This window comes from Paenibacillus sp. GCM10027626 (assembly GCF_042676285.1).
Classification (GTDB): Bacteria; Bacillota; Bacilli; order Paenibacillales; family Paenibacillaceae; genus Paenibacillus_Z.
The window spans coordinates 152610-175248 of the sequence record NZ_JBHTHC010000008.1 but is presented as its reverse complement, the minus strand read 5'-3'; the positions used below and the strand labels follow the sequence as shown (position 1 = coordinate 175248).

Below are 22639 nucleotides of genomic sequence, written 5' to 3'. Positions count from 1 at the left end.
TTCTATTAAGCATATCATGCCGCAATAGCGCATGTAAAGCGGCCTCGGGCAGCATCGCCGCAGCTTTAGCCGAACAGTCCCAGCCGCCCGATTCTATGAATGGCTTCCTCCAGCCTGGCCTCTGATGCCAGCAGGCCTAAGCGGACATAACCTTCGCCGTGGTTGCCAAAGCCGATTCCGGGAGCAAGGACGACATCAGCTTGCTCTAGTACAAGATCGGCAAAGGAAGCAGAAGTGTGGTCTGATGGCACAGGGAGCCAGCAGAAAAAAGAGCCGCCGGGCTTTTGCGCTTCCCAGCCAATCTGCTGCAGCGCTTTATATACGGTATTGCGCCTTGCTTCATACATGCTGCTCAGCTCGGCAACACAATTTTGCGGGCCATTCAGCGCTTCCGCCGCTGCTTCCTGTATGCCGCCGAATAAGCTGCAGTAGTAATGATCCTGAATAAGGTTGATCAGATGGACGATGTCTGCATTGCCGAGGGCAAAGCCCACGCGCCAGCCTGCCATATTATATGTTTTGGAGAGTGTGTAAAATTCTACGCCCGTTTCCTTTGCTCCAGGTGTCTGCAAAAAGCTGGCCGGTTTCTGGCCGTCGAAACCGATGGCGCCGTATGCGAAGTCACTGGCGACGGCAATGCCATGTTTGGCGGCGAATTCAACCGTCCGGGCATAAAAGTCGCTCCCGGCGACCGCTCCCGTTGGATTGTTGGGATAATTAATGAACATCAGCTTGGCTTTATTGGCGATAGGAGCAGGAATAGCGCTGTAATCAGGCAAAAAACCGTTATCCGCTACAAGCGGCATATATTCCATGACGCCTCCCGCCAAAGCGACTCCAGACCAATAATCCGGATAGCCCGGATCCGGGACGAGGCAGACGTCGCCCGGGTTCAGCAAGCATTGGCTGATTTCAACAAGGCCGGTTTTGCCCCCGAATAATACGGCGACTTCCTTCTCGGGATCGAGCTCTACACCGTAGTCCTCTTGATAGCGGTTAGCTACCGCTTCTTTGAGAAAGGTAAACCCGCTGAAAGGCGGATATTTGTGATAAAGCGGGTTGGCGGCCGCTGCTTGCAGCCTATGTACAATATGGCTTGGAGTAGGCTGATCGGGATTGCCTTGGCCGAGATTGATGACATCTCTGCCTTTGGCGGTTTGGGCATTGGCTTTGCGCACGAGACCGGCAAAAAATTGAGCGGGCAGACCGCTCATGCGATCTGCCGGGTGTATAGAAACTTGTATCGGTGGTTTGCTATTCATCGCTTTTCTCTCCGTCCTTTGCAACTGAATCATGTCTAATCAATGTAGCATGATTCTAAACCCATGTCGAGAGGTCGGAATTATTGTGAAAGGTTCATCGTTTTTAAGAACGGCTTAATATCGGCTGTAAACTGCAATAGGTACGGCTTCCGGTTTTGGTCAAAAACGAGCAGCAGCTGCGGCTTTTGCGGGCAATAGAACATAAAAAGATCCGCTGCCGTTACTGTATGGTCGCCCACCTTTACTTCGGAAGGGGTGGCAAGCGGAAGGCGAAAAACATAGCCGCATTTGTCGCCGATCTTCGTTTGCGGCGCAGGGCCGCTCACAGAACGGAGCCATTCGCCGGCAATGCGTTGGAATTTAACGTTATTTTCTACAGTCTTTACAACCTTGCCTGCAGTTACATCAAAAACTTGAACAGGGCGCAGGGCGGATGGAGCGTGGGGATCTTGCTGAGCTTGAGCCAATCCGGCTTGAGGGAGCAGTATGCAAAAGGCAAGCAAAACAGCAGCCAGCCATTTGACAGTATTCGTTTTGAACAAGGTAATTCGCCTCCGGTTATATGATGTCAGTCGCCTTTATATTAATTTGTCCAGCTTGACATCAATGCATGAGAAGGTATCATAAGGAAAAAACGTAGTTTACTACTAAGGGGAGGCAGTTACTGTCATGTCCAACGATAAATTGCGGCTTGCCTTGCTGCAAATGCATGTCGATGCAGGCAACCCGTCTGCTAATTATGAACGTCTGGCGGAGATGCTGGAAGAAGCGGTAAATGTCGCAGATAAGCCGGATCTGATTATGTTTCCGGAAATGTGGAATACCGGCTATGCGCTGGAGCAAATTGAACAATTGGCAGATCCGAACGGGGCGCGCGCCAAAGAACTGCTGTCTGCGTTCAGCCGCAGGCATGGCGTACAAATTGTTGGCGGTTCGATAGCTGAAGGGCGCGATGACGGCGTATATAATACAGTTTATGTATTTGATGAGCAGGGGGAGCTGCAAGCTGATTATTCCAAAATTCATTTGTTCCGGCTGATGGATGAAGAAAAGCATTTGAAGGCAGGGGATAAGCTGGGACGTTTTCGGGTAGGAGAGCGGGAAGCTGCAACGGTCATCTGCTACGATATTCGCTTTCCGGAGCTGTCGCGCAAGCTTGCCCTGTCCGGAGCCGAGCTGCTGTTCGTGCCGGCGCAATGGCCGAATCCGCGTTTGCATCATTGGCGGACGCTGCTGCTGGCGCGGGCGATTGAGAATCAAATGTTTGTCGTAGCCTGCAACCGCTGCGGCACGAGCGGCAATAGCGTCTTTTTTGGCCATTCCATGATCATCGATCCTTGGGGAGAAATTATAGCTGAGGCCGGCGATTCCGAAACGATTATCCGGGCGGAAATTGATTTGTCGCTTGTTGAACAGGTACGCCGTAAAATTCCGGTTTTCGAGGATCGCCGGCCTGGTCTATATTAAAAATGATGCGGAGAGCAGCAGTTAGTTATAATGCTGCTCCAAGGTTGTCTTCATCGTCGCAATAAATGCCTCCGCGGCTTTGGACAAGTAACGGCCCTGCTTGCTGGCAATAACCAGCGTTCTGGAAGGAGCGGGCTCGGCAAGCGGCAAATATACGGGAGCAAACTCGCTCCATTTTGCACGGGTCACCATTTTAGGGACAAAGGCGATTCCCATGCCTGCGGCGACTAATGACTGAACAGTCTCGATATTGCCGCTTTCAAAGACGATTCGCGGCTCAAAGCCATGCTTTGAGCACAATTCAAACGCGATTTGGCGGAAGCCTTGCCCCTTTTTCAAGACGATGAAAGGCTCGGCCTGAAGCTCGGAAATATGAATGGCGTCTATGCGGTCAGCGAGCGCATGTGTTGGCGGAACAGCCAGGCAAATTTCTTCTTCAATAATCGGTTCCCAGGTCAGCGTCGGGTCGGTTAAAGGGAGGGACAGCAGGCTTAAGTCGGTTTGGCCGCTGGCAGTTAGCTGCTCCAGCCGTGAGGAGCTGTCCTCGACCAAGACGATTTCGATTTCCGGGTAACGCCTGCCGAATACCGGCAGTACAAGCGGCAGCACATGTGAGCCGGTCATCGGCAGACTGCCTACGACGAGCTTGCCTTTGCGCATATGGGCCAGATCATCGAGCTCCTGCTTCAGCTGTTCAATGCTGTCGATAATCGTTTGCGCCTTTTGCACAAATACGTTTCCGGCATGCGTCAATTCCACAGAATTGGTGGTGCGGCGAAACAGCAGTACGCCAATTTCCTTTTCCAGCTTGGACAGCTGCTGGCTAAGAGAAGGCTGAGCGATATGAAGCTTCTCAGCCGCGCGTGAAAAGTTTTTTTCTTTTGCAATTTGGATGACATACTGCAGTTGACGAAATTCCAATGATGAACGACTCCTTAGTTCTCTAGTTTACCATCTATGGTCTGCCATAGTTTAAACCTATTGCGCTTATAGATATTATATCTTGGTTCAATGAAGAAAGAAATGTTATGCTATCTTCATTAAAAGAAAGCAGACAGTTTATAGTTGACTCGGCTGTTATAATGATTATTGACTCATTTTTAATGAAATTTTCGAGGTGATCGCAATGGCGAAAAGAACAATGTTTGAAAAGATTTGGGACAACCACGTCATTCATTCGGAAAGCGGCAAACCAAGCATTTTGTATATCGATCTGCATTTGGTGCATGAGGTAACATCCCCTCAGGCATTCGAAGGGCTTCGTATGGCTGGACGCAAGGTTCGCCGTCCGGATCTGACATTTGCTACGATGGATCATAACGTGCCGACGAAGGACCGTTACAATATTTCGGATCCGATTTCCAAGCAGCAAATCGACACATTGACGCAAAACTGTAAAGACTTCGGCGTTACTTTGTATGACCTGGACAGCCTTGACCAAGGCGTCGTTCACGTTATGGGGCCTGAGCTTGGCCTGACGCATCCGGGCAAAACGATCGTATGCGGCGACAGCCATACTTCTACGCACGGCGCATTCGGTGCGCTGGCTTTCGGTATTGGTACAAGTGAAGTTGAGCACGTAATGGCTACGCAATGCCTGCAGCAGGCAAAGCCAAAAACGATGGAAGTCCGCTTTAACGGCAGCCGCAAGCCGGGCGTAACGGCCAAGGACTTGATTTTGGGTGTTATCGCTAAATACGGCACCGACTTCGCTACCGGTTATGTAATCGAATATACCGGTGAAGCTATCCGTTCTCTTTCGATGGAAGAGCGTATGACCGTATGTAATATGTCGATTGAAGGCGGCGCGCGCGCAGGTCTGATCGCACCGGATGAGACGACTTTTGCTTATTTGAAGGGCCGCGAATATGCGCCTAAAGGTGCGGATTATGATCGCGCAGTAGCGATCTGGAACGATCTGCGCACTGACGAAGGCGCCGCTTACGATACTGTAGTTGAATTTGACGTTGACTCTCTGATTCCGCAAGTAACTTGGGGCACAAGCCCGGGCATGGGTACGGACATTACGTCTAGCGTGCCTAATCCGGCCGATCTTCCTACGGAAAATGAGCGTAAAGCAGCGGAAAAAGCGCTTGAATATATGGATCTTAAACCAGGTACGCCAATGAGCGAAATCGCGGTTGATTATGTGTTTATCGGTTCTTGCACGAACGGCCGTATTGAGGACCTGCGGGCTGCGGCGGAAATTGCCAAAGGCTACAAAGTAAGCGAAGGCGTTACTGCGATCGTAGTTCCGGGCTCGGGCCGCGTTAAAGTCCAAGCGGAGCAAGAAGGTCTGGACAAAATCTTCGTCGAAGCCGGATTTGAATGGCGCGATGCTGGCTGCTCGATGTGTCTGGCCATGAACCCTGACGTTCTGCAGCCGGGCCAACGCTGCGCCTCGACATCGAACCGCAACTTTGAAGGACGCCAAGGCCGCGGCGGACGTACGCATCTTGTATCTCCAGCAATGGCTGCAGCGGCAGCAATTATGGGTAAATTTACAGATGTGCGCGAGTGGAATGTCAAATCCGAGGCGCTGAACTAGTCTAACGAGGGCAATTTGAAAGGAGTTCATCAATATGCAAGCATTCACAAAATTGACGGGCCTTACGGCCCCGGTAGACCGCGTTAACGTTGACACGGATGCCATTATTCCAAAACAATTTCTGAAGCGCATCGAGCGCAGCGGCTTCGGCCAGTTTCTTTTCTTCGAATGGCGCTGGGATGAGCAAGGCAATGTAATCGAAGATTTCAGCCTGAACCAGCCGCGTTACCAAGGCGCGTCCATTTTGCTCTCCCGTGCGAATTTTGGCTGCGGCTCCTCCCGTGAGCATGCACCGTGGGCGATTCTCGATTATGGCTTCCAAGTTGTTATTGCCCCATCCTTTGCAGATATTTTCTATAACAACTGCTTCAAGAACGGCATTCTGCCTATTCGTCTGAGCGAGGAGCAAGTGCAGGAGCTGTTCGAGCGCACTGAGCAAACAGAAGGCTATCAATTGGCGGTTGATTTGGAAAATAAGAAGATTACGGACAATGCCGGCCTTGAAATTGCCTTTGATCTTGACGAGCACCGCCGCCAATTTTTGCTGCAAGGCTTGGATGATATCGGCTTGACGCTGAAGCACGAGGAAAAAATCGCCGCTTACGAAGCCAGCCGCATCGCATTCTAATTTCGGTTTTAAGTGCAACAAAATATCGAAGCCGTCTCAAAAGCAGTGCAAAGAGCTGCAGCGAGACGGCTTTTTCTTTCCATACGATACATCTTTTTGTGACAAAAAGAGGAATTTGGGCGATTGATGGCTAATTCTTAAGGTGAAGGTTTTATAGAGTTGCGAGACACTCTGCTGCCCAAGACGCGAACTTTGCCGGAAAGCGGAATTTTGTGCCGATCCTTTTGCCTGCGGGAAAAAATATGGGAACAATTTTCCTCTGAACGCAACTTTTTCTGACAAATAGCGTCTAATTAATCGTCTGTAAGGATCGGCTTGTTTAGGCCTTCTTGGAGGCGAAAAAATTCAGTCATCGAGGTGAAAGATGAAGAAGTTTGTAACCGCTGTAATGCTGTTGTCGTTGCTATGTTCTTTAATTATCGGTACCGGCAGTGGAGCCGCGGCGGCCGCGACAACCGTTCCCAAGCTGTTTTTGAACGGCGAGCGGCTGCAAACACCGGTTGATCCGCGATTTGTGGATCAGTACACGTTTGTTCCGGTGCGGATCGTATCTGAGAGTCTCGGATTTAAGGTGGAGTGGGCCGGTAAAAACGTCAATATCAGCAATGGAAGCAACAAGATTGTATTGACGCTTAACAGCAAGACTGCTGTCGTTAATGATCGGGAAGTAACACTCGATGCACCTCCATTTGCGGACAAGAGTACGACGCTTGTACCGCTGCGCTTTGTAAGCCAGCAGCTGGGACTGAGTGTGTATTGGGAGAAGGAAACCCAATCCGTCCATTTGTATCAGCAGGAGTCGCCTAAAAGTCCGGAAGAGGGATCAGGTTCGACCGGCAGCGGCGAGACTGGGCACAATCCAGATGATGCCGGCGCGCTTGGAACGCTAAGTTCCATTACTTTTGACGGCATTAGCAGCGTGTACCTGCCATACAGTGGTGACATCAGCAAAATCGAGACACAAGTATTACATAATACGGAACGTTTCGTCGTTGATTTGCGTAATACTGTAATGGACAGCGGCCTGACAGCGAATTTGGAGAACGGACAATCATCCATTGCGATCGATACTCATCCTTCGTTTACAGGGATCAGGTACTCCAATTTCAAGGACAAGCCGACTACGGTGCGCATCGTGCTCGATTTCTCAGCCGAAACGCCAGTCAATATAGTGCAGGAGGATGGCTATATCCGGCTGGACGTCCTCGAACCGGGATCTGTAGTTGTACCGCCGCCTGTAACTACTCCTGGAAAGGACAAGCCTTCCAATGGCAAATTCAAGGTTGTCATTGATGCGGGGCACGGTGCCCATGACTCGGGAGCTACGGCAAATGGCAAAGTTGAGAAGGAGTTCAATCTGGCGCTTGTATTGAAGATCAAAGCGCTGCTGGATCAGGAGCCGCAAATTCAACCTTATTTTACACGCGAGGATGATACCTTTGTGGAGTTGATGGACCGGGCGAAATTCGCCAACGATTTGGGCGCGGATATTTTTGTCTCAGTCCACGGAAACAAGGCTACACCGACGGCTACAGGGACAGAAACGTATTACACAAGAGACAACAGCAAGGCGTTGGCTGATGTGCTGCACAAGCATCTTCTGAAGGCGACTGGGCTGAAGGACCGCAAGGTAAAGCCAGCGGGCTTCGTTGTAACGAAGTATACAAAGATGCCTGCCGTGCTGCTTGAAGTAGGCTTCCTGAGCAACAAAACCGATGTGGAAATCATGTTCAGCGAAGAGAAGCAAAATGAAATCGCGCGCGAAATAGTAGCCGGAATCAAGGAATATTTGAAGGTGAGCTAGGAGGGCTTCGATGAAAAGACATGTCACCTCAACTACGTTGTTCGCACTTATTATGATGTTGGTGATGCTGACTGCGGCATGCGGTCAGAAGGAACTCGTTCAGCCGGATGCAGTGACCGGCTCGGGCGGCCAGGTAGAAGATGGAGCTGAAGGAACGCCGGACAATCCGGCTGGCGAAGAACAGCCTGATTCGGATGCGAATTCCGGCAATGCTGAGCAGCAGCCTGAGACGAATACGAATTCAGGCGTAACCGGACAACCTGAGGCGCAGCCGGATGCCGGGGCTGCCCAGCAGGAGAAGCAGCAAATCAAAGTGTATGTCACTGATGATGAGCTGATTGATCTGATCGAGCAGGATGCCGAAATTTCCTTCGACAGCGAAGAGACGAAGCTTAAAGCCGCTTTTGCAGCTTTGGCGCAAAGCAAAGAAGAAGGCAAAATGTCACTTTGGAATAATGTTGAATTGCTCAATGTCAAATTTGACAACGGTGCAGCAGAGCTCAACATCCATATGCCGGATGAGGCAAGGCTGGGCTCTTCTGGCGAGGTGCTTGCTGTGGATGCGATCCAAAAAACAATGTTCCAATTCGAAGAGGTAACCTCTCTGAATATTTTGGTCGACGGCGAAGCTGTCGAAAGCTTGATGGGACATGTTGAGCTGGAGCATCCGTTTAAGAAACAATGAGGGGGAACAGGCGGACATGCCGATACAGAATAAATGGAATCGTACTCTATCATCAGTAACAATCGCTGCTGTATTGCTTTCAGGTACAGCTGTCTGGGGACAACATGCCGCAGGAGCCGAGACAACTGTCTCGGCTACCTCCTTTTCTGATGTGTCTGCCGAGCACTGGGCTGCGAAGCATATTGCCAAGCTGAGCGCACAGAAGATTGTGCTCGGTAATAACGGGCAATTCAAGCCGAATGACAATATTTCCCAGCAAGAAGCCGTCATTATGGCGCTTCGTTTTATCGGCAAGGACAAGCTGGGGGAAAGCAATCAGGAATATGTTTTCCCGGAGTCCTTTAAGGTGAGTAACTATGCCAAGCCTTATGTAGGTGAGGCCATTAAGCTGAAATTGATCGACAGCGACGTTGAGTTCAAATCGGCTGAAGCGGCGGGCGATGCCGAGTGGGGTTCCCGCAAAGCATCGCGAGAATGGGTGACCAAGCTGATTGTCAGAGCGATCGGCCAGCAGCAGAAGGCCGAAGAAATGGCGAAGTCGGTAACGAATTTCGGAGATGCACAGGCGATTGGCGACGCTTATCGCGGCTATATTAACGCTGCTGTTTCGCTGGATTTGATCAAAGGTGTAACACCGACAAAATTCGATCCGAAGGGCTTGATTACGCGGGCCTCAATCGCCACGATTTTTAGCCGGGCGGAGAGCATTTACCCGGTAGCTTATGCAGGGCAGTCGACGGGTATCATTACCGCTATTAAGGATTCATCCATTTCAGTGTATCAGGATAAGGAAGTTCGCGAGTATTCGATTAATCCGGATACCTTTATTTACAAGATCAATGCAGAGAAGCAAGTGAGTCTCAGCCAGCTGGATGCGCATACGGACATCATGCTTATCAGCGACAGCGAGGGCAAAGTGCTGTATGTCGAGCAGCTTGGCGACCAGCCTAAAGTCGAAAAGATGAACGGTACGATCGCACGCGTCATTGCCGACTCCAATGTGATCTGGATTGCCAAAGACAATGATCCGAATCCGATTACACTAAATTACGGGGGATCGCTTGTTATTAAAGATTCGGCGGGCGCCGCAGTTCCGATCTCATCGCTCGAAGTGAACAGCAAGGTGGAAATTGTCCGCGACACTTATCGTGACAAGCCGGAGATTGTATCGATTAATGTGCAATCGGCCCCTGTTAATAAATCGGCCAAAGGCACAATTAAATCGATCAGCGCATCGGAATTAAAGGTGACGAATGAAGCGGGCGCCGAGGAAACGTATAAAATGTCCAATGCCGTCGATATTATTTGGCAAGGACGAGTATTGACGAATTGGGAGCAGCTAGTCGTGGGCGATACTATATCCTTTGAAGTGAAGGAAAGTATTGTGACCAAAATTACAAAGCTTACCACCGGTACCAGTACGACGGTCCGCGGTCAATTTGAATCGGCAGTGGTAGGCAAGTCAATACAATTTAAGCTGAACGGCGATTTGATCGCCAAATATGTTGCCGACCAGGTAAATGTGCAGATTGAAGGCATGAGCAATGCTACACTGACTGATCTTGTTCCCGGCGACGAAATCGAAGTGACGCTGAACGAGAAAGAGCAAGTTGTAGCGGTCAAGGCGACGAACCGGAAAATAAAAGTCGTCAACGGCGCAGTCATCCTCAATTATGATGAGAAGCTGAAGGTGCTGAGCATCTACGATGAAGCTACAAACGCTCCGTTGTCTGTCCAGCTGTCCGACAATACACGGATCTCCAATTCGGGATCGACAATAGCGCTTAACGGAGCTGCGCCGCTGCTCATCAAAAACCGCAGAGTGTCTGTCGGCTATACGGACAATAAAGCGGTATTCCTCGAGCTGGTCTACAAATATACGGGTCAAGTGACGGCGATTACCGGCGGCACGTCCGGACAAATGACGCTGGCGCTGACAAATGGCTCGAAATTTACAATCGGCTTGCAATATCCGGGTGTTGAAATTCAAGGCAAGACCAACGCTACCCTGAGCGATGTGAAAATTGGCGATACGATTTCCGCCTTATTGAACGGCGAGCAGGATAAAGTCGTTATGCTGCAGGTTCACTCCAGCAAGCAGTATGAAATTGCTTCGGTTGATACAGCCGCGCGAAAGCTGCGCGTGAAGGGCGCTAATTCCGTCATTAGCGAGCTTCCTGTCGCTGCATTTGAGATCTATAACGAAAAAGAAGAAAAAATCGACCTGAGCAATTTGACTGCCGGACAAGTCATCAGCGTCATTTATGCCGGCAACTCGCCATTTGCGATCAAAAAGGTGATCGTCAAGCCTGGCCAAGTGACTGCTGTCACTGCCGATAAGCTCAATGTGACGACATACAGCGGCGAAGCAGTTGAGATTCCGTTAAACCAGTTGAATACAGTAGTTAAAATTGGCGATTCGACCGTGGCAGCAAGCACTCTCAAAGTTGGCGACCGGGTAGAAGTGCGGACAGGTTCGAACCAGACGCAAATTAATGTGAGCTACGGCGAGTCGCGCAAGTTTTGGAAGTACGATGCAGCCGCTGGCGAGCTGTCCTTCAAACGAAGCAACCTGAACGATGAAAACTATAAATTCCGGGTTGCGCCGAATGTGAAGGTGACGACAGCCGATGGCGCATCGATCTCAATCAGTCAATTAAAAGATAACGACGCTTTGCAGGTTTATATGTATCAAGGCGTTATCTATGAGATTGTAAAAACCGCTTAAAATGAGTCAGCCTGCTTCCGCTGTTGCGGGGGCAGGTTTTTTCCAGCTTCAAACCCGTGTTTTTGAGCAGCGGCTAGAGTCGTGCGGACATACGATCCGTTATTGGGTCGAAAACCGGCTCATTCGGAGGTTTCGCGGACACACGATCCGTTATTTGCGGGTTTTGCCAGGTTTTCGCGGCGGTTTGAGGCAAATAACGGAACCACGGTCCGTGGACCACTCGTTTGGGCACATTTGTTCACAGATAACGGATCTACGGTCCGCTCATGCCCGCTTCCCCCGCGATTATAGATGTCCACAATTAATCGAAAGCCTCCTTCGGTCCGCTCATGCCCGCTTCGCCGGCGCTTACAGATGTCCATAATTAATCGACAGCCTCATACGGTCCGCAATAGCATCTAAGACGCATAAAAAAGTGCTCAAAATGGAAAAATTTATGCGCCAAATGCCGCTTGCAGCAAAAGAAATAAAAAAAAAGCGAGAATTTATTTATTTATCACAATGTAAACGCTTTATATTGTTGATTATTGTGACATTTTTCGCTACACTTTGAAACGAATGCCCATATAGGGGAGAGAGTGCGGTTGAAAGCAAAGGAAAGAATGGATCATATTTTGCAAGTCATCGGTGACATGTATCCAGACGCGCACTGTGAATTAAACCACAGTAATCCTTTTGAGCTGACGATAGCAGTGCTGTTGTCGGCACAATGCACGGATGAGACAGTAAATAAAGTGACGGCGACATTATTTCAAAAATATCGCACGCCGGAAGATTATTTGGCTGTACCGCTGGATGAATTGGAGCTGGATATACGGCGCATCGGATTGTTTCGCACAAAAGCTGCGAACATTCAGAAGCTTTGCCGCATACTCATTGATGAATATGAGGGTCAAATTCCCCGAACGCATGAAGAATTGACCAAACTGCCCGGCGTCGGCCGCAAAACAGCTAATGTCGTCGTATCGAATGCATTTGGCGTTCCGGCCATCGCGGTAGATACCCATGTGGATCGGGTTTCCAAGCGCCTAGGCGTGGCCAAAGCCGATGATAGTGTGCTTGAAGTGGAGAAGAAGCTGATGAAGCTAGTGCCGAAGGACATGTGGACAGAAACGCACCATCGGTTAATCTTTTTCGGTCGATATCACTGCAAGGCTCAAAACCCGGCATGCCCGGTTTGTCCGCTGCTCGATATTTGCAAAGAAGGACAGCGACGAATGAAACCAGCCTCAATTCGAAAGTCTAAGGAAAACGACACCAAATTAAAACGAAAAGGATGAACGATCGATGAGATGTATTTCTGTTTACACGAAGGACTTTGGTTTATTCTCGGATATTTACGAGCAGGTTATGGAAGCGCCGCCTAGCGATAATGAAGAAAAGGTTGTAGAGGGCGTTACGGTAAGCGATGCAGGCGACGTGCCTGAACAATATATCGAGCGCATGCGTCTGAAGCCTGAGGTTGTAGTCATGCGTGAAAAAGAGCGCAACGTAACGATTTTGCAGCATGGCGAAGTATTTGAAATTTGCCTGCCGTCAGTAGAGACGGCATAAATAGGACAAAATGTGCAGGCTGAACGTTTATGTTCAGCCTTCATTCGCATTGTCTGCCAGTACGATGAATGGGAAGAGATGGGGAGAGTAGAAATGAGCAAGTCTGTAGTGGAAACCTTGGTTCACCCGCTTGACGGCGCGCTGGAGAAGCTTGCTGCTCAAATGAAGCAGGCCGGCGACGGAGACAATGCAGGACGACTCGGCGAGCTGCGGGAGAAGCTGGCCGCAGGACGGCTGACGGTTGCTTTTTGCGGACATTTCTCAGCAGGAAAATCGACATTGGTCAATCGGCTGTGCGGGGAGAAGCTGCTGCCTTCCAGCCCAATTCCGACCAGTGCCAATGTTGTCTCAATCGCAAATGGCGAGCCGCGGGCGGTCATTGCCCGGCAAAAATCGGGAAAGATGGAGTCGCAGGAAGTTCCGCTTGATCGTCTGGATGAATATTGTGCGGATGGGGAATCTGTTCGCTTTGTTACGATTACTTATCCGATTCCGCGGCTCGGCAACCATACGGTACTGCTGGATACGCCAGGCATTGATTCGACTGACGATGCCCACCGCGCGGCAACGGAGTCTGCGCTTCATATGGCGGATGTCGTTTTCTATGTTATGGACTATAACCATGTCCAGTCTGAAATCAACTTCACATTCGCCAAGCAGCTGAAGGACTGGGGAAAACCGCTCTATTTGATTGTCAATCAAATCGACAAGCACCGCGAAGGCGAGCTTTCGCTTGAGCAATATCGCGCCAGCGTGGAAGAAGGCTTCGCCAATTGGCATCTTGAGCCGGCAGGCATCATTTATTTATCTCTTCGTCAACCTCATCACCCAGGCTCGGAATGGGGAAAGCTGGAGCGCCTGCTGACGGAGCTGGCCGTTCGCCGCAAGCCGCTCTCGATATGCAGTGTATATGATTCGGCCCGTTTTTTGGTCGAACGGCATTTGAAATGGCAGGAGGAGCAGGCGGCGGACGAACGGGAGCAGCTCATCGCAGCAGCAGGCGGCGAAGAGGAGCTGCAGCGGCTGCGCACTGCTATTGCTGATTTAGAAGCGCAGCTGGCCTCCTATTCATCGCAAGGCGAGCAGCTGCAGGAGGAGCTGCTGCGGGAGACGCGCAAGCTGCTCGATAATGCGAACATTATCCCGGCCACGACACGGGAACTGGCGCACTCTTTTCTTGAGAGCCGCAAGCCGGGCTTTAAAGCGGGACTGTTTTTTGCCGGAGCTAAAACTTTAGCCGAGCAGGAGCGGCGTTTGGCGCTGTTTGGCGATGATTTTGCAGCCCAGGCCGCTGCCGGGATCGAGTGGCACCTCAATGATTTGCTGCGCAAGGCGGCGGCTGCAGTCGGCTGGAAAGACGACTCGCTGGAAGCGGAGCTCAAAGCGACTATTCATTGGGAAGCCCAAGACGACTGGTTTCTCAGCCATGTAAAGGCAGGCGCCGTGTTCGGCAATGAATATACAATGAATTATTGCCGGGAGCTGTCTGCAGACTTGAAGGAACTGTACCGCAAGCGTTCCTTAAGCTGGATCGAGCAGCTTGCGCAGCGTGCCGCAGCAGCCGCACAGACTGCCGCCGCCCCTGCCCAAGCTGAGCTTAACGCGCTCCGTGCGCAGGCTGGGGCTTCAGAGCGGCTGGCTGCACTCGATCAGCGTATGATCGCTTACAAAGCGCAGTTTGAGCTGCTAATGCCGCCATCTGTGCCGCGGCCTGAGCTGCCGAAGCCGGTATCGCCGAAGAAGGAGTCTTCCAGCGCAGCTGAAACAACTCAAGCAACTCAAGTAACTCAAGCATCAGAAGTTTCTATACAAGACGGTCAGGCGGCAGCGGTTCCGATTACGCTTGCAGTTGCGGAAGGAACACAGCGTCATACGCCGCCATCGGGACAGCGGGATGCATTTGCGAAGGGAGACGCGCTGGCGCCCCAGCGGGAGGCGGCAGCCCGCCTACAGAGGGCTGCGTCGTTATTGTCCGGCTATGAAGCGCTGGATCTGACGGTGCAAGCGATGCGGGAGAAGGCAGAGCGCTTGCAGGCCAGCCGTTTTACGATCGCCTTGTTTGGCGCTTTTAGCGCCGGCAAATCGTCGCTTGCCAATGCACTGCTCGGGGAGGGCGTGCTGCCAGTTTCGCCGAATCCGACAACGGCAGCGGTCAATCGCATCGTGCCGCCGACAGAGGAGCATCCGCATCATTCGGCAGTAGTCGTTATGAAGTCGCGTGAAACGATGATCGACGACCTGAAATATTCACTGAAACTGTTAGGCGAAGAGGCGGATAGCCTGAATGAGCAGCAGCTGCTGCAGGCGATCGGCAAGCTCTCGCCGGACGGCATTCACGCAGGAGGGCGGCCGCACTACAGCTTTTTGAAGGCCGCCGCGCAAGGCTGGGCTGATCATCATGCTCAGCTGGGGCAGCGCCTGACGACTGACGGGGAAGAGTATCGCCGGTTTGTCGCAGAGGAGTCGCGCTCTTGCTTTGTCAGTGAAATAGAGCTGCATCATAAAAATGCGCTGACTGACCAGGGAATCGTTCTGGTGGATACGCCGGGAGCGGATTCGGTCAATGCCCGCCATACCGGTGTGGCGTTCAATTACATTAAAAATGCGGATGCCATTTTATTTGTCACCTATTACAACCATGCCTTTTCGCAGGCGGATCGTCAGTTTCTGCTGCAGCTTGGCCGCGTGAAGGATCAATTTGAGTTGGATAAAATGTTCTTCATCGTAAATGCGGCAGATTTGGCAGAAGACGAGGAAGAGCTGCAGGGAGTGCTTGCGCACGTGGAGCGCAATTTGCAGCAGCACGGCATTCGTTTTCCGCGGATGTTCCCGGTTTCCAGTTTAGCAGCTTTAGAAGGCAAACTTGCAGGGGACCAAACGCTGCGGGAGCGTTCAGGCATTGACGGCTTTGAGTCGGCGTTTATGTCCTTTACGCAGGGCGATTTGGGGCAAATGGCTGTTTCAGCCGCTCAGCAGGAGCTGGAGCGGGTACGGGGGACAATTAGCGGCTGGCTGGCCGCCGCCTCCGGCGATGCGGCCACGCGCGAAGCGGAGCGGGAGCGCCTGTTGAAGTATGCGGATGATGCAAGCAAGCTGCTCGACAAGATGACCTCCGCAAGCGCCAATGCTCAGCTGGAGCAAGAGCTGAAGGAGCTGCTGCACTACGTTCTTCAGCGGGTGCAGTACCGGTTTGGCGATCATTACAATTTTGCTTTTAATCCGTCTGTATTGCAGGATGACGGGCGCGATATGCGTAAAGCGTTGTGGACGGCATGGCTGGAATTGCAGCGTCTGCTGCAGATCGAGCTCTCGCAGGAGCTGGAAGCCACCTCACTGCGTCTGGACAATGCGCTGCTCAAGCTGGCGGCTCAAAAATATGCCGAACAGCTGCAAGAAGTCGCTGAGCTCTTACCGGGCTTTACTGCGGCGCCATTCAGCCGTTCGGGGCTGGAAGCACCTGAAAGCTTTGCGGCATGGCAGGCGGAGCGCATTGATGCCAAATGGCTGTGGAGCCGCTTCAAATCGCCGCGCCATTTCTTTGAAGGCGAAGGAAAGGCGGCGCTGCGCAGCGCGCTGGAAGCCGAGCTGCTGGAACCGCTGCAGCGCTGGCTGGCGAATGCCGAGCAGCAGTGGCAGCAGCGTTATGCGCAATTATGGCAGGCGACCGTTGACGAAAGCAGTGCGCAATTGCGCAGCGATATTGCCGTTTTTGTAGAGGGGCGCGTGCGATCGCTCAGCGGCGATGCTGATGTGGTTGAGCTGCAGCGGTTAAGTGCAGCGTTGGCGGAAATTTAGAAGTAAAAAGAAAGGTGTCTTCAGGGGTGAATTTTGCAGCCTGAGGGCACCTTTTTTGTATGGGGAATATGTTTCGTATAAGCAAAAAAATAGTGAAAAAATATCGTGCAAAATTAATTGTCAAAAGTGCAAAAACCGAGGAAAACGTATCTTTTGGCATCGATTTCGACTATTACGAAGAATAACCCGCATCCTTTCGTCAAGATGGGAAAGTAAGCGTTAATTGCCATCTATTCGCGATTGTTCGTTGTTTGCCGAAGTGTAGTGATGCTGTTAATATTCATTCATGTTCACAATATGGCACGACTGGGGAGAGGGAACCTTTGGAAGTCTTTAGGCAATTGAAGCCGTATTATTGGCCTGAACGCAAAAGATTGGTCGCATCGATCTTATTTTTAATATGCGCGACCGCACTGGGGCTTGTGTATCCTAACTTGCTCCGCTACCTGATCGACAAAGTCATTTTGCCGCTTAATTTCGATCTGGTGCCTGTTTTGTCATTGACCGTCGTTGGCGTTGTTTTGTTGAAAGGCACGATGCAATTTCTGCATGGCTTCTTTGGCGGCCAGCTCGGCAACCGCGTAGCCTTCCGTCTGCGCAATGCTTGCTATGAGAAGCTGCAGACGCTGTCATTTCAGTATTACGATACTGCGCGCACAGGCGACCTGATGTCGCGCCTGACGGCGGATTTGGAAGCGGTTCGGAACTTTATCGGTTTTGGATTTGCCCAAATTTTGAACATGATACTGATGGTTGTGTTCGGTGCAGCAATGATGTTCTCGATTCATTGGCAGCTGACTTTAATTACATTGGTGGCAATGCCGCTCCTTGTCATTACAGCGCTGCGCTTCGAGAAGCTGATCCATCCGGCCTTCCGCGAAATGCGGCAGGCGATGAGCAACCTGACGACATCCGTCCAAGAAAATATTACAGGCGTGCGTACAGTTAAATCTTTCGCGAGAGAGCCCTACGAGATGGATAAGTTTTCGCTTCGCAGCGAAGCGTACAAGCGGAATCAAATTCATGCTTCTGGCCTGTGGGCCAAGTTTTTCCCGGTTATGGAACTGCTGGCCAGCATCAGTGTCGTTATTCTGCTCGTTGTCGGCGGCACGCTCGTCATTAACAAATCGCTGACACTTGGCGAACTGGTAGCCTTCTTCAGTATGATATGGTACATTATCGGACCGATGTGGGGAATCGGCTTCCATATCAACAACTATACACAATCAAAGGCGTCGGGAGAACGCTTGACCGAACTGCTTAATGAATACATTCACATCAAGGATAAGCCGGATGCAATCGAACTGGATGAGAACAATATGAAAGGCCATGTGCGCTTTGACAAAGTTACCTTTAACTATGCCGACAAGTCGCCGGCTATCGCCGATTTGACGCTGGATGCGCCTCCGGGAACGGTGATCGGCTTGTTGGGGGGCACTGGCTCGGGCAAATCAACCGTCATTCAACTGTTGATGCGCGCCTACAACGTCCAGCAAGGCACGATCTCAATCGACGGCATCGATATTCGCGATATAAAGCTGGAAAGCCTGCGTTCGCATATCGCTACCGTCTTTCAGGAAACATTCCTGTTCTCATGTTCGATTCGCGACAACATTGCCTATGGCAAAAAAGATGTAACGATGGAAGAGATCATTCACGCAGCAAAGCTCGCCAAGGCGCATGATTTTATTATGGAAATGCCTGAAGGCTACGCGACTGTCGTCGGCGAGCGGGGAATGGGGCTGTCAGGCGGACAAAAGCAGCGGATCGCGATCGCTCGGGCATTGATCATCAATCCGCGTATTCTTATACTGGATGACGCTACAAGCGCAGTCGATATGGAGACTGAGCATGAGATTCAGGCTGGCTTCAAGGAAGTGATGGCAGGCCGGACGACGTTCATCATTGCGCACCGGATTTCCTCCTTGCGCCATGCGGATGAAATTTTAGTGCTGGATAAAGGGCATGTCGTTCAGCGCGGCAAGCATGATGTGCTAATTAACGTACCAGGCCCGTATCAGGACACCTACAATATTCAATACGCTGACAGACCGGCTGTAGCAGCAGCTGCTGACAGGACCGGAGCGGAAAGAAGGGTCGCACAGTGAGTGAGCAGCAATCGGTTCGCACCGACAATCGCGAACGATTTATTTACAAGGACGACGAGGTTATTGAGAAACCGTTTAACTGGGCGCAAATCGGCCGCTTGTTCAACTATATGAAGCCATATTACAAGCAGCTTTTGCCGATTATGCTTATGATGGTGGTGGGGACCGCTACGCGGCTGGCGATCCCCGCACTCATCATACTGGCCATCGATCAGGCGATATCGCCGCCCAAAGGCGTCGACCCGAGCCTGACCAAGCTGTATCTGTATGCCGGGCTGATGATCGTGCTTTATATTATTCAATGGATCGCGAATACGGTCCGAATCAAGTATACAAATATTATCGGGCAGCGCGTCATCTATGATTTGCGCAAAGATTTGTTCAATCATATCCAGAAGCTTTCCTTCCGTTTTTTTGACAAGCGCCCGGCCGGATCGGTGCTTGTGCGGGTTACCAACGACGTTAATGCCTTGCAGGATCTGTTTACGAATGGCGTTGTCAACCTGCTGATGGATTGCGTGCAATTGGTCGGCATTGTCATCATTTTGCTCGTATGGAATTTCAAGCTCGGTTTGGCGATTATGATTACAGTTCCGCTTATGTTCGTCGTTTCGACCGCGCTGCGCAAGCGGATCCGCTCCGCCTGGCAGGATGTGCGGATGAAGCAATCCCGCATCAATGCGCACTTGAACGAATGTATTCAAGGGATGCGCGTAACGCAAGCTTATACACAGGAAAAAGCGAATTTCAGCTTTTTTAATCATGTGAACAACATTAACGTCAAAGCTTGGCATAGAGCATCTGCGCTAAACCAGGCCTTCGGTCCAATCATTGAAGTAACATCGGCAGTCGGCACACTGATTTTGTTCTGGTATGGATCGTATTTGATTCAGACTAGTGCTATTACAGTCGGAGTACTCGTCGGCTTTGCCAACTATGTCGGCAACTTCTGGGACCCGATCAACCGCTTGGGACAGATGTACGCGCAATTGTTGATTGCGATGGCGTCCTCGGAGAGAATCTTTGAGTTTATCGATGAAAAGCCGACCGTTGGCGAGCTGGAGGAAGCAATTGTGCTGCCGCCGATTAAAGGCGATGTCTCTTTTGAAAATATTGTGTTTGAATACGAGAAGGGGCGCCAGGCGCTGAAGGGCATATCCTTGCACGCTGAAGCAGGGCAGACGATTGCGCTTGTCGGCCATACCGGTTCGGGCAAAAGTACAATTATGAACCTGCTCAGCCGGTTTTACGATCCGGTAGAGGGAGCGGTGAAGGTGGACGGCATTGATATTCGCACCGTCACGCTGGAAAGCCTCCGCTCGCAAGTCAGCGTTGTTTTGCAGGATACCTTTATTTTCTCGGGAACGATCCGGGACAATATCCGCTTCGGCCGTCTGGACGCTACGGATGATGAGGTTGTGAAGGCGGCTCAGGCCGTCGATGCCCATGATTTTATTATGAATTTGCCGGATGGCTATGACACCCAGGTTGAGGAGCGGGGCAACATTTTGTCGATGGGACAGCGGCAGCTGCTTTCCTTCGCTCGGGCATTGCTCGCCGATCCGAAGGTGCTTATTTTGGACGAAGCGACGGCAAGCATCGATACCGAGACGGAGTTGAGAATCCAGGAAGCGCTCAAGAGGCTGCTTGCAGGCCGGACTTCCTTCATCGTAGCGCACCGGCTGTCGACGATCCGCAATGCCGATCGCATTATCGTGCTCGACCATGGCCGAATTGTCGAGCAAGGCACGCATGAGGAGCTTATTCGTTACGGCGGCACTTATAACGGGCTTATTGAAGCGCAGTACCGCTTCCTGTCCGCATAAGACAGACTCGGCACCGCCTGACAAAATTAGATTGCAATTTGGCGGAAGAACCTCCACAATGGAAGAAAAACATTCCTTGGAGGTTCTTCTTGTTATGCTGCGTAAATTAATGCTGCTCGGCTCGGGCGAGCTGGGCAAAGAAGTCATTATCGAAGCACAGCGGCTGGGGGTAGAGACGATTGCTGTCGACCGCTACGCCCATGCGCCCGCGATGCAGGTTGCGCATCGCGCCCATGTTATTGATATGCTGGACGGCGCTGCGCTGCGCCAGATTATTTTGGCGGAGCAGCCGGATTTGATCGTTCCGGAAATTGAAGCGATTGCTACGGATACATTAGTGGAGCTGGAGCGTGAAGGGTTCCGCATCATCCCGACCGCCCGTGCCGCGAGATTGACAATGGATCGCGAAGGCATCCGCCGTCTCGCTGCTGAGACGCTTGGCCTGCCGACTGCGCTGTATCGTTTTGCCGATTCGCTGGACGAGCTGCGCGCGGCAGTCGACGAGCTTGGCCTGCCTTGTGTGATTAAGCCGATTATGAGCTCGTCAGGCAAAGGACAAAGCGTATGCCGCACAGAGAGCGAGATTGAGGCGTGCTGGCATTATGCAATGGAAGGCGGCAGAGCGAAAAAACAGCGAATTATCGTGGAAGGGTTTATCCAGTTCGAATCGGAAATTACGCTGCTGACGGTTCGCTCGGTCTCCGGAACGACTTATTGCGCACCTATTGGACATGTGCAGAAGGACGGGGATTATATCGAGTCCTGGCAGCCGCATCAAATGTCGGAACGGCAAATTTCCGAGGCGGAGGCGATTGCCAAGACGATTACAGACGCACTGGGCGGCTACGGCATTTATGGGGTAGAGCTGTTTTTGACTTCATCAGGCGTACTGTTCAGCGAAGTATCGCCACGGCCGCACGATACGGGGATGGTAACGATGGTTACGCAGGATTTGTCGGAATTTGCGCTGCATGTCCGCGCGATCCTCGGCTTCCCGATTCCGGCGGTCAGGCTGCTTGCGCCGGGAGCGTCCCACACCTTGAAGGCGGATCGCGAGTCGGAGCAATTTGAAATATGCGGGGTAGAGGAAGCACTGGCCATACCGTACACACAGGTGCGCATATTCGGCAAGCCGGTTACGAAGCCGGGACGCAGGATGGCCGTTGCGCTTAGTACTGCTGGGTCCGCGGAGGAGGCGCGCGAGATGGCGCGCCAGGCGGCGGCATGCTTGTCAATTAAATATTAGGAAATGATGGGGCTGTCCGGAGGGAATCTTCCGGGCAGCCTTTTGCAATTAGTGAACTTTCAGCGCGCTTGATTTGCAAATTGCCTGTGAAACGATTATTTTATTGGTAAGATGCCATGGGGGTTTAGATAAAGGAGGAGAAGGGGCAGGATGAAGCAAACATCGACAAAGCTATGGAGGGGAGTTAGTATTGCGGCAGTATTGTCAACACTGTTGATGCTGACCGGTTTTGCTTATGCGGTCAAAGATATGCTATGGCCGCAAGCGAGCAGCTATAGCGGAGATTTGAGCAGCACGACGACAGAGGAGCAGGGACGGCTCGCAACAAGCGATACGATTCGCGTAACCGCTATCGGCGATTCCTTGACGAAGGGAACCGGCGATGCGACCGGCGAAGGCTATGTTAAACAAGTGATCGCGATGCTGTCGGATAAGCTGGATAAGAAGGTGCAGCTGACGAACAATCTGGCGATTAACGGCATGCGCGCCGATCGGCTGGCCGAACTGCTGAAGGGGGACAAAGGGTACCATTATGCGTTGTCCCAGTCCGATTTGATTTTGTTTACGATTGGCGGCAATGATCTCTTTCAGCTTGCTGCAGGGACGAATGCCAGCAGTGCTGCAGGAGTGGTTGATTTAGCGCAGCTGAAGGAGCGGCTGGCCGACGGGCTCAAGCGATTTGAGACGGTAACCCAGGAACTGGCCGAAATTAATCCGGATGCAAAGATCGTCTATGTCGGCTTGTACAATCCGTTTTACGATTTGCAAGAGCTGCGTGAAGGGAGCTTGACTATTCAACAATGGAATGAGCAAGCTTACGCGATGGTGCATCGCTACCCGAATATGATGATGGTGCCGACCTTCGATTTATTCGAAGCGACCATTAGCGACTATTTGTCTTCCGATCATTTTCACCCGAATCATGAAGGCTATGCGCAAATTGCGGCAAGGATTGTTCAAGCGCTTCATTGAAGGCGACAAGGAATTT

The 22639-nt window shown here is 51.5% G+C and carries 16 protein-coding genes; 13 read left to right on the top strand and 3 right to left on the bottom strand.

Features of this window, described 5'->3' with window-relative positions:
* Positions 1-65: 65 nt before the first annotated feature.
* On the bottom strand, positions 66-1262 hold the full coding sequence (locus ACFQ0N_RS17160; RefSeq protein ID WP_379328272.1) for a pyridoxal phosphate-dependent aminotransferase: 1197 nt from the start codon (positions 1260-1262) through the stop codon (positions 66-68).
* An 80-nt stretch (positions 1263-1342) separates the two neighbouring features.
* The gene (locus tag ACFQ0N_RS17155; RefSeq protein WP_379328270.1) at positions 1343-1804 is read right to left on the bottom strand and encodes a hypothetical protein; all 462 of its coding nucleotides are present in this window, start codon (positions 1802-1804) and stop codon (positions 1343-1345) included.
* 127 nt (positions 1805-1931) lie between these two features.
* On the opposite strand from ACFQ0N_RS17155, the gene ACFQ0N_RS17150 reads away from it, so the two are divergent.
* Entirely contained in the window at positions 1932-2729 is a 798-nt protein-coding gene (locus tag ACFQ0N_RS17150; protein ID WP_379328268.1) for a carbon-nitrogen family hydrolase, read from the top strand.
* A 21-nt stretch (positions 2730-2750) separates the two neighbouring features.
* Here the strand turns inward: ACFQ0N_RS17150 and ACFQ0N_RS17145 are convergent, their stop codons facing one another.
* A complete protein-coding gene (locus ACFQ0N_RS17145) occupies positions 2751-3650 on the bottom strand; it encodes a LysR family transcriptional regulator (protein WP_379328267.1) in 900 nt (299 codons plus the stop codon).
* Positions 3651-3855: 205 nt separating this feature from the next.
* Here ACFQ0N_RS17145 and leuC point away from each other — a divergent pair, with 205 nt between their 5' ends.
* From leuC to ACFQ0N_RS17085, 12 genes are all read left to right on the top strand, one after another.
* Entirely contained in the window at positions 3856-5277 is a 1422-nt protein-coding gene (leuC, locus tag ACFQ0N_RS17140; RefSeq protein ID WP_379328265.1) for a 3-isopropylmalate dehydratase large subunit, read from the top strand.
* A 34-nt stretch (positions 5278-5311) separates the two neighbouring features.
* Positions 5312-5905 carry a 3-isopropylmalate dehydratase small subunit gene (gene leuD / locus ACFQ0N_RS17135; RefSeq protein ID WP_379328263.1) on the top strand — a complete coding sequence of 198 codons (594 nt, stop codon included), beginning with the start codon at positions 5312-5314 and terminating at the stop codon, positions 5903-5905.
* A gap of 364 nt (positions 5906-6269) precedes the next feature.
* A complete protein-coding gene (locus ACFQ0N_RS17130; RefSeq protein ID WP_379328261.1) occupies positions 6270-7709 on the top strand; it encodes an N-acetylmuramoyl-L-alanine amidase in 1440 nt (479 codons plus the stop codon).
* Positions 7710-7719: 10 nt separating this feature from the next.
* A complete protein-coding gene (locus tag ACFQ0N_RS17125; protein WP_379328259.1) occupies positions 7720-8394 on the top strand; it encodes a GerMN domain-containing protein in 675 nt (224 codons plus the stop codon).
* Positions 8395-8410: 16 nt separating this feature from the next.
* The gene (locus ACFQ0N_RS17120) at positions 8411-11122 is read left to right on the top strand and encodes an S-layer homology domain-containing protein (protein ID WP_379328257.1); all 2712 of its coding nucleotides are present in this window, start codon (positions 8411-8413) and stop codon (positions 11120-11122) included.
* Positions 11123-11724: 602 nt separating this feature from the next.
* Positions 11725-12402, top strand: a complete 678-nt coding sequence (gene nth / locus ACFQ0N_RS17115; protein WP_379328625.1) for an endonuclease III — start codon at positions 11725-11727, stop codon at positions 12400-12402.
* A gap of 7 nt (positions 12403-12409) precedes the next feature.
* Positions 12410-12676 (top strand): NAD/NADP transhydrogenase alpha subunit, encoded by a 267-nt coding sequence (locus tag ACFQ0N_RS17110; protein ID WP_379328255.1) that lies wholly within the window; start codon positions 12410-12412, stop codon positions 12674-12676.
* A gap of 93 nt (positions 12677-12769) precedes the next feature.
* Entirely contained in the window at positions 12770-16471 is a 3702-nt protein-coding gene (locus ACFQ0N_RS17105) for a dynamin family protein (protein ID WP_379328253.1), read from the top strand.
* A 323-nt stretch (positions 16472-16794) separates the two neighbouring features.
* Positions 16795-18579: an ABC transporter ATP-binding protein gene (locus tag ACFQ0N_RS17100; protein WP_379328251.1), complete on the top strand. Its 1785-nt coding sequence runs from the start codon at positions 16795-16797 to the stop codon at positions 18577-18579.
* Positions 18576-20405 carry an ABC transporter ATP-binding protein gene (locus ACFQ0N_RS17095; RefSeq protein WP_379328249.1) on the top strand — a complete coding sequence of 610 codons (1830 nt, stop codon included), beginning with the start codon at positions 18576-18578 and terminating at the stop codon, positions 20403-20405. The genes ACFQ0N_RS17100 and ACFQ0N_RS17095 overlap by 4 nt, the downstream gene beginning before the upstream one ends.
* Positions 20406-20499: 94 nt before the next feature.
* The gene (gene purT / locus ACFQ0N_RS17090) at positions 20500-21651 is read left to right on the top strand and encodes a formate-dependent phosphoribosylglycinamide formyltransferase (RefSeq protein ID WP_379328247.1); all 1152 of its coding nucleotides are present in this window, start codon (positions 20500-20502) and stop codon (positions 21649-21651) included.
* A 150-nt stretch (positions 21652-21801) separates the two neighbouring features.
* Positions 21802-22623 (top strand): GDSL-type esterase/lipase family protein, encoded by an 822-nt coding sequence (locus ACFQ0N_RS17085; RefSeq protein WP_379328245.1) that lies wholly within the window; start codon positions 21802-21804, stop codon positions 22621-22623.
* The last annotated feature ends 16 nt before the right edge of the window (positions 22624-22639 follow it).

Coding starts and splice junctions, on each gene's coding strand:
- purT (WP_379328247.1), top strand. CDS start 20,500: ATGCTGCGTAAATTAATGCTGCTCGGCTCGGGCGAGCTGGGCAAAGAA.
- nth (WP_379328625.1), top strand. CDS start 11,725: ATGGATCATATTTTGCAAGTCATCGGTGACATGTATCCAGACGCGCAC.
- ACFQ0N_RS17125 (WP_379328259.1), top strand. CDS start 7,720: ATGAAAAGACATGTCACCTCAACTACGTTGTTCGCACTTATTATGATG.
- ACFQ0N_RS17150 (WP_379328268.1), top strand. CDS start 1,932: ATGTCCAACGATAAATTGCGGCTTGCCTTGCTGCAAATGCATGTCGAT.
- ACFQ0N_RS17110 (WP_379328255.1), top strand. CDS start 12,410: ATGAGATGTATTTCTGTTTACACGAAGGACTTTGGTTTATTCTCGGAT.
- ACFQ0N_RS17120 (WP_379328257.1), top strand. CDS start 8,411: ATGCCGATACAGAATAAATGGAATCGTACTCTATCATCAGTAACAATC.
- ACFQ0N_RS17105 (WP_379328253.1), top strand. CDS start 12,770: ATGAGCAAGTCTGTAGTGGAAACCTTGGTTCACCCGCTTGACGGCGCG.
- leuD (WP_379328263.1), top strand. CDS start 5,312: ATGCAAGCATTCACAAAATTGACGGGCCTTACGGCCCCGGTAGACCGC.
- ACFQ0N_RS17085 (WP_379328245.1), top strand. CDS start 21,802: ATGAAGCAAACATCGACAAAGCTATGGAGGGGAGTTAGTATTGCGGCA.
- ACFQ0N_RS17160 (WP_379328272.1), bottom strand. CDS start 1,262: ATGAATAGCAAACCACCGATACAAGTTTCTATACACCCGGCAGATCGC.
- ACFQ0N_RS17130 (WP_379328261.1), top strand. CDS start 6,270: ATGAAGAAGTTTGTAACCGCTGTAATGCTGTTGTCGTTGCTATGTTCT.
- leuC (WP_379328265.1), top strand. CDS start 3,856: ATGGCGAAAAGAACAATGTTTGAAAAGATTTGGGACAACCACGTCATT.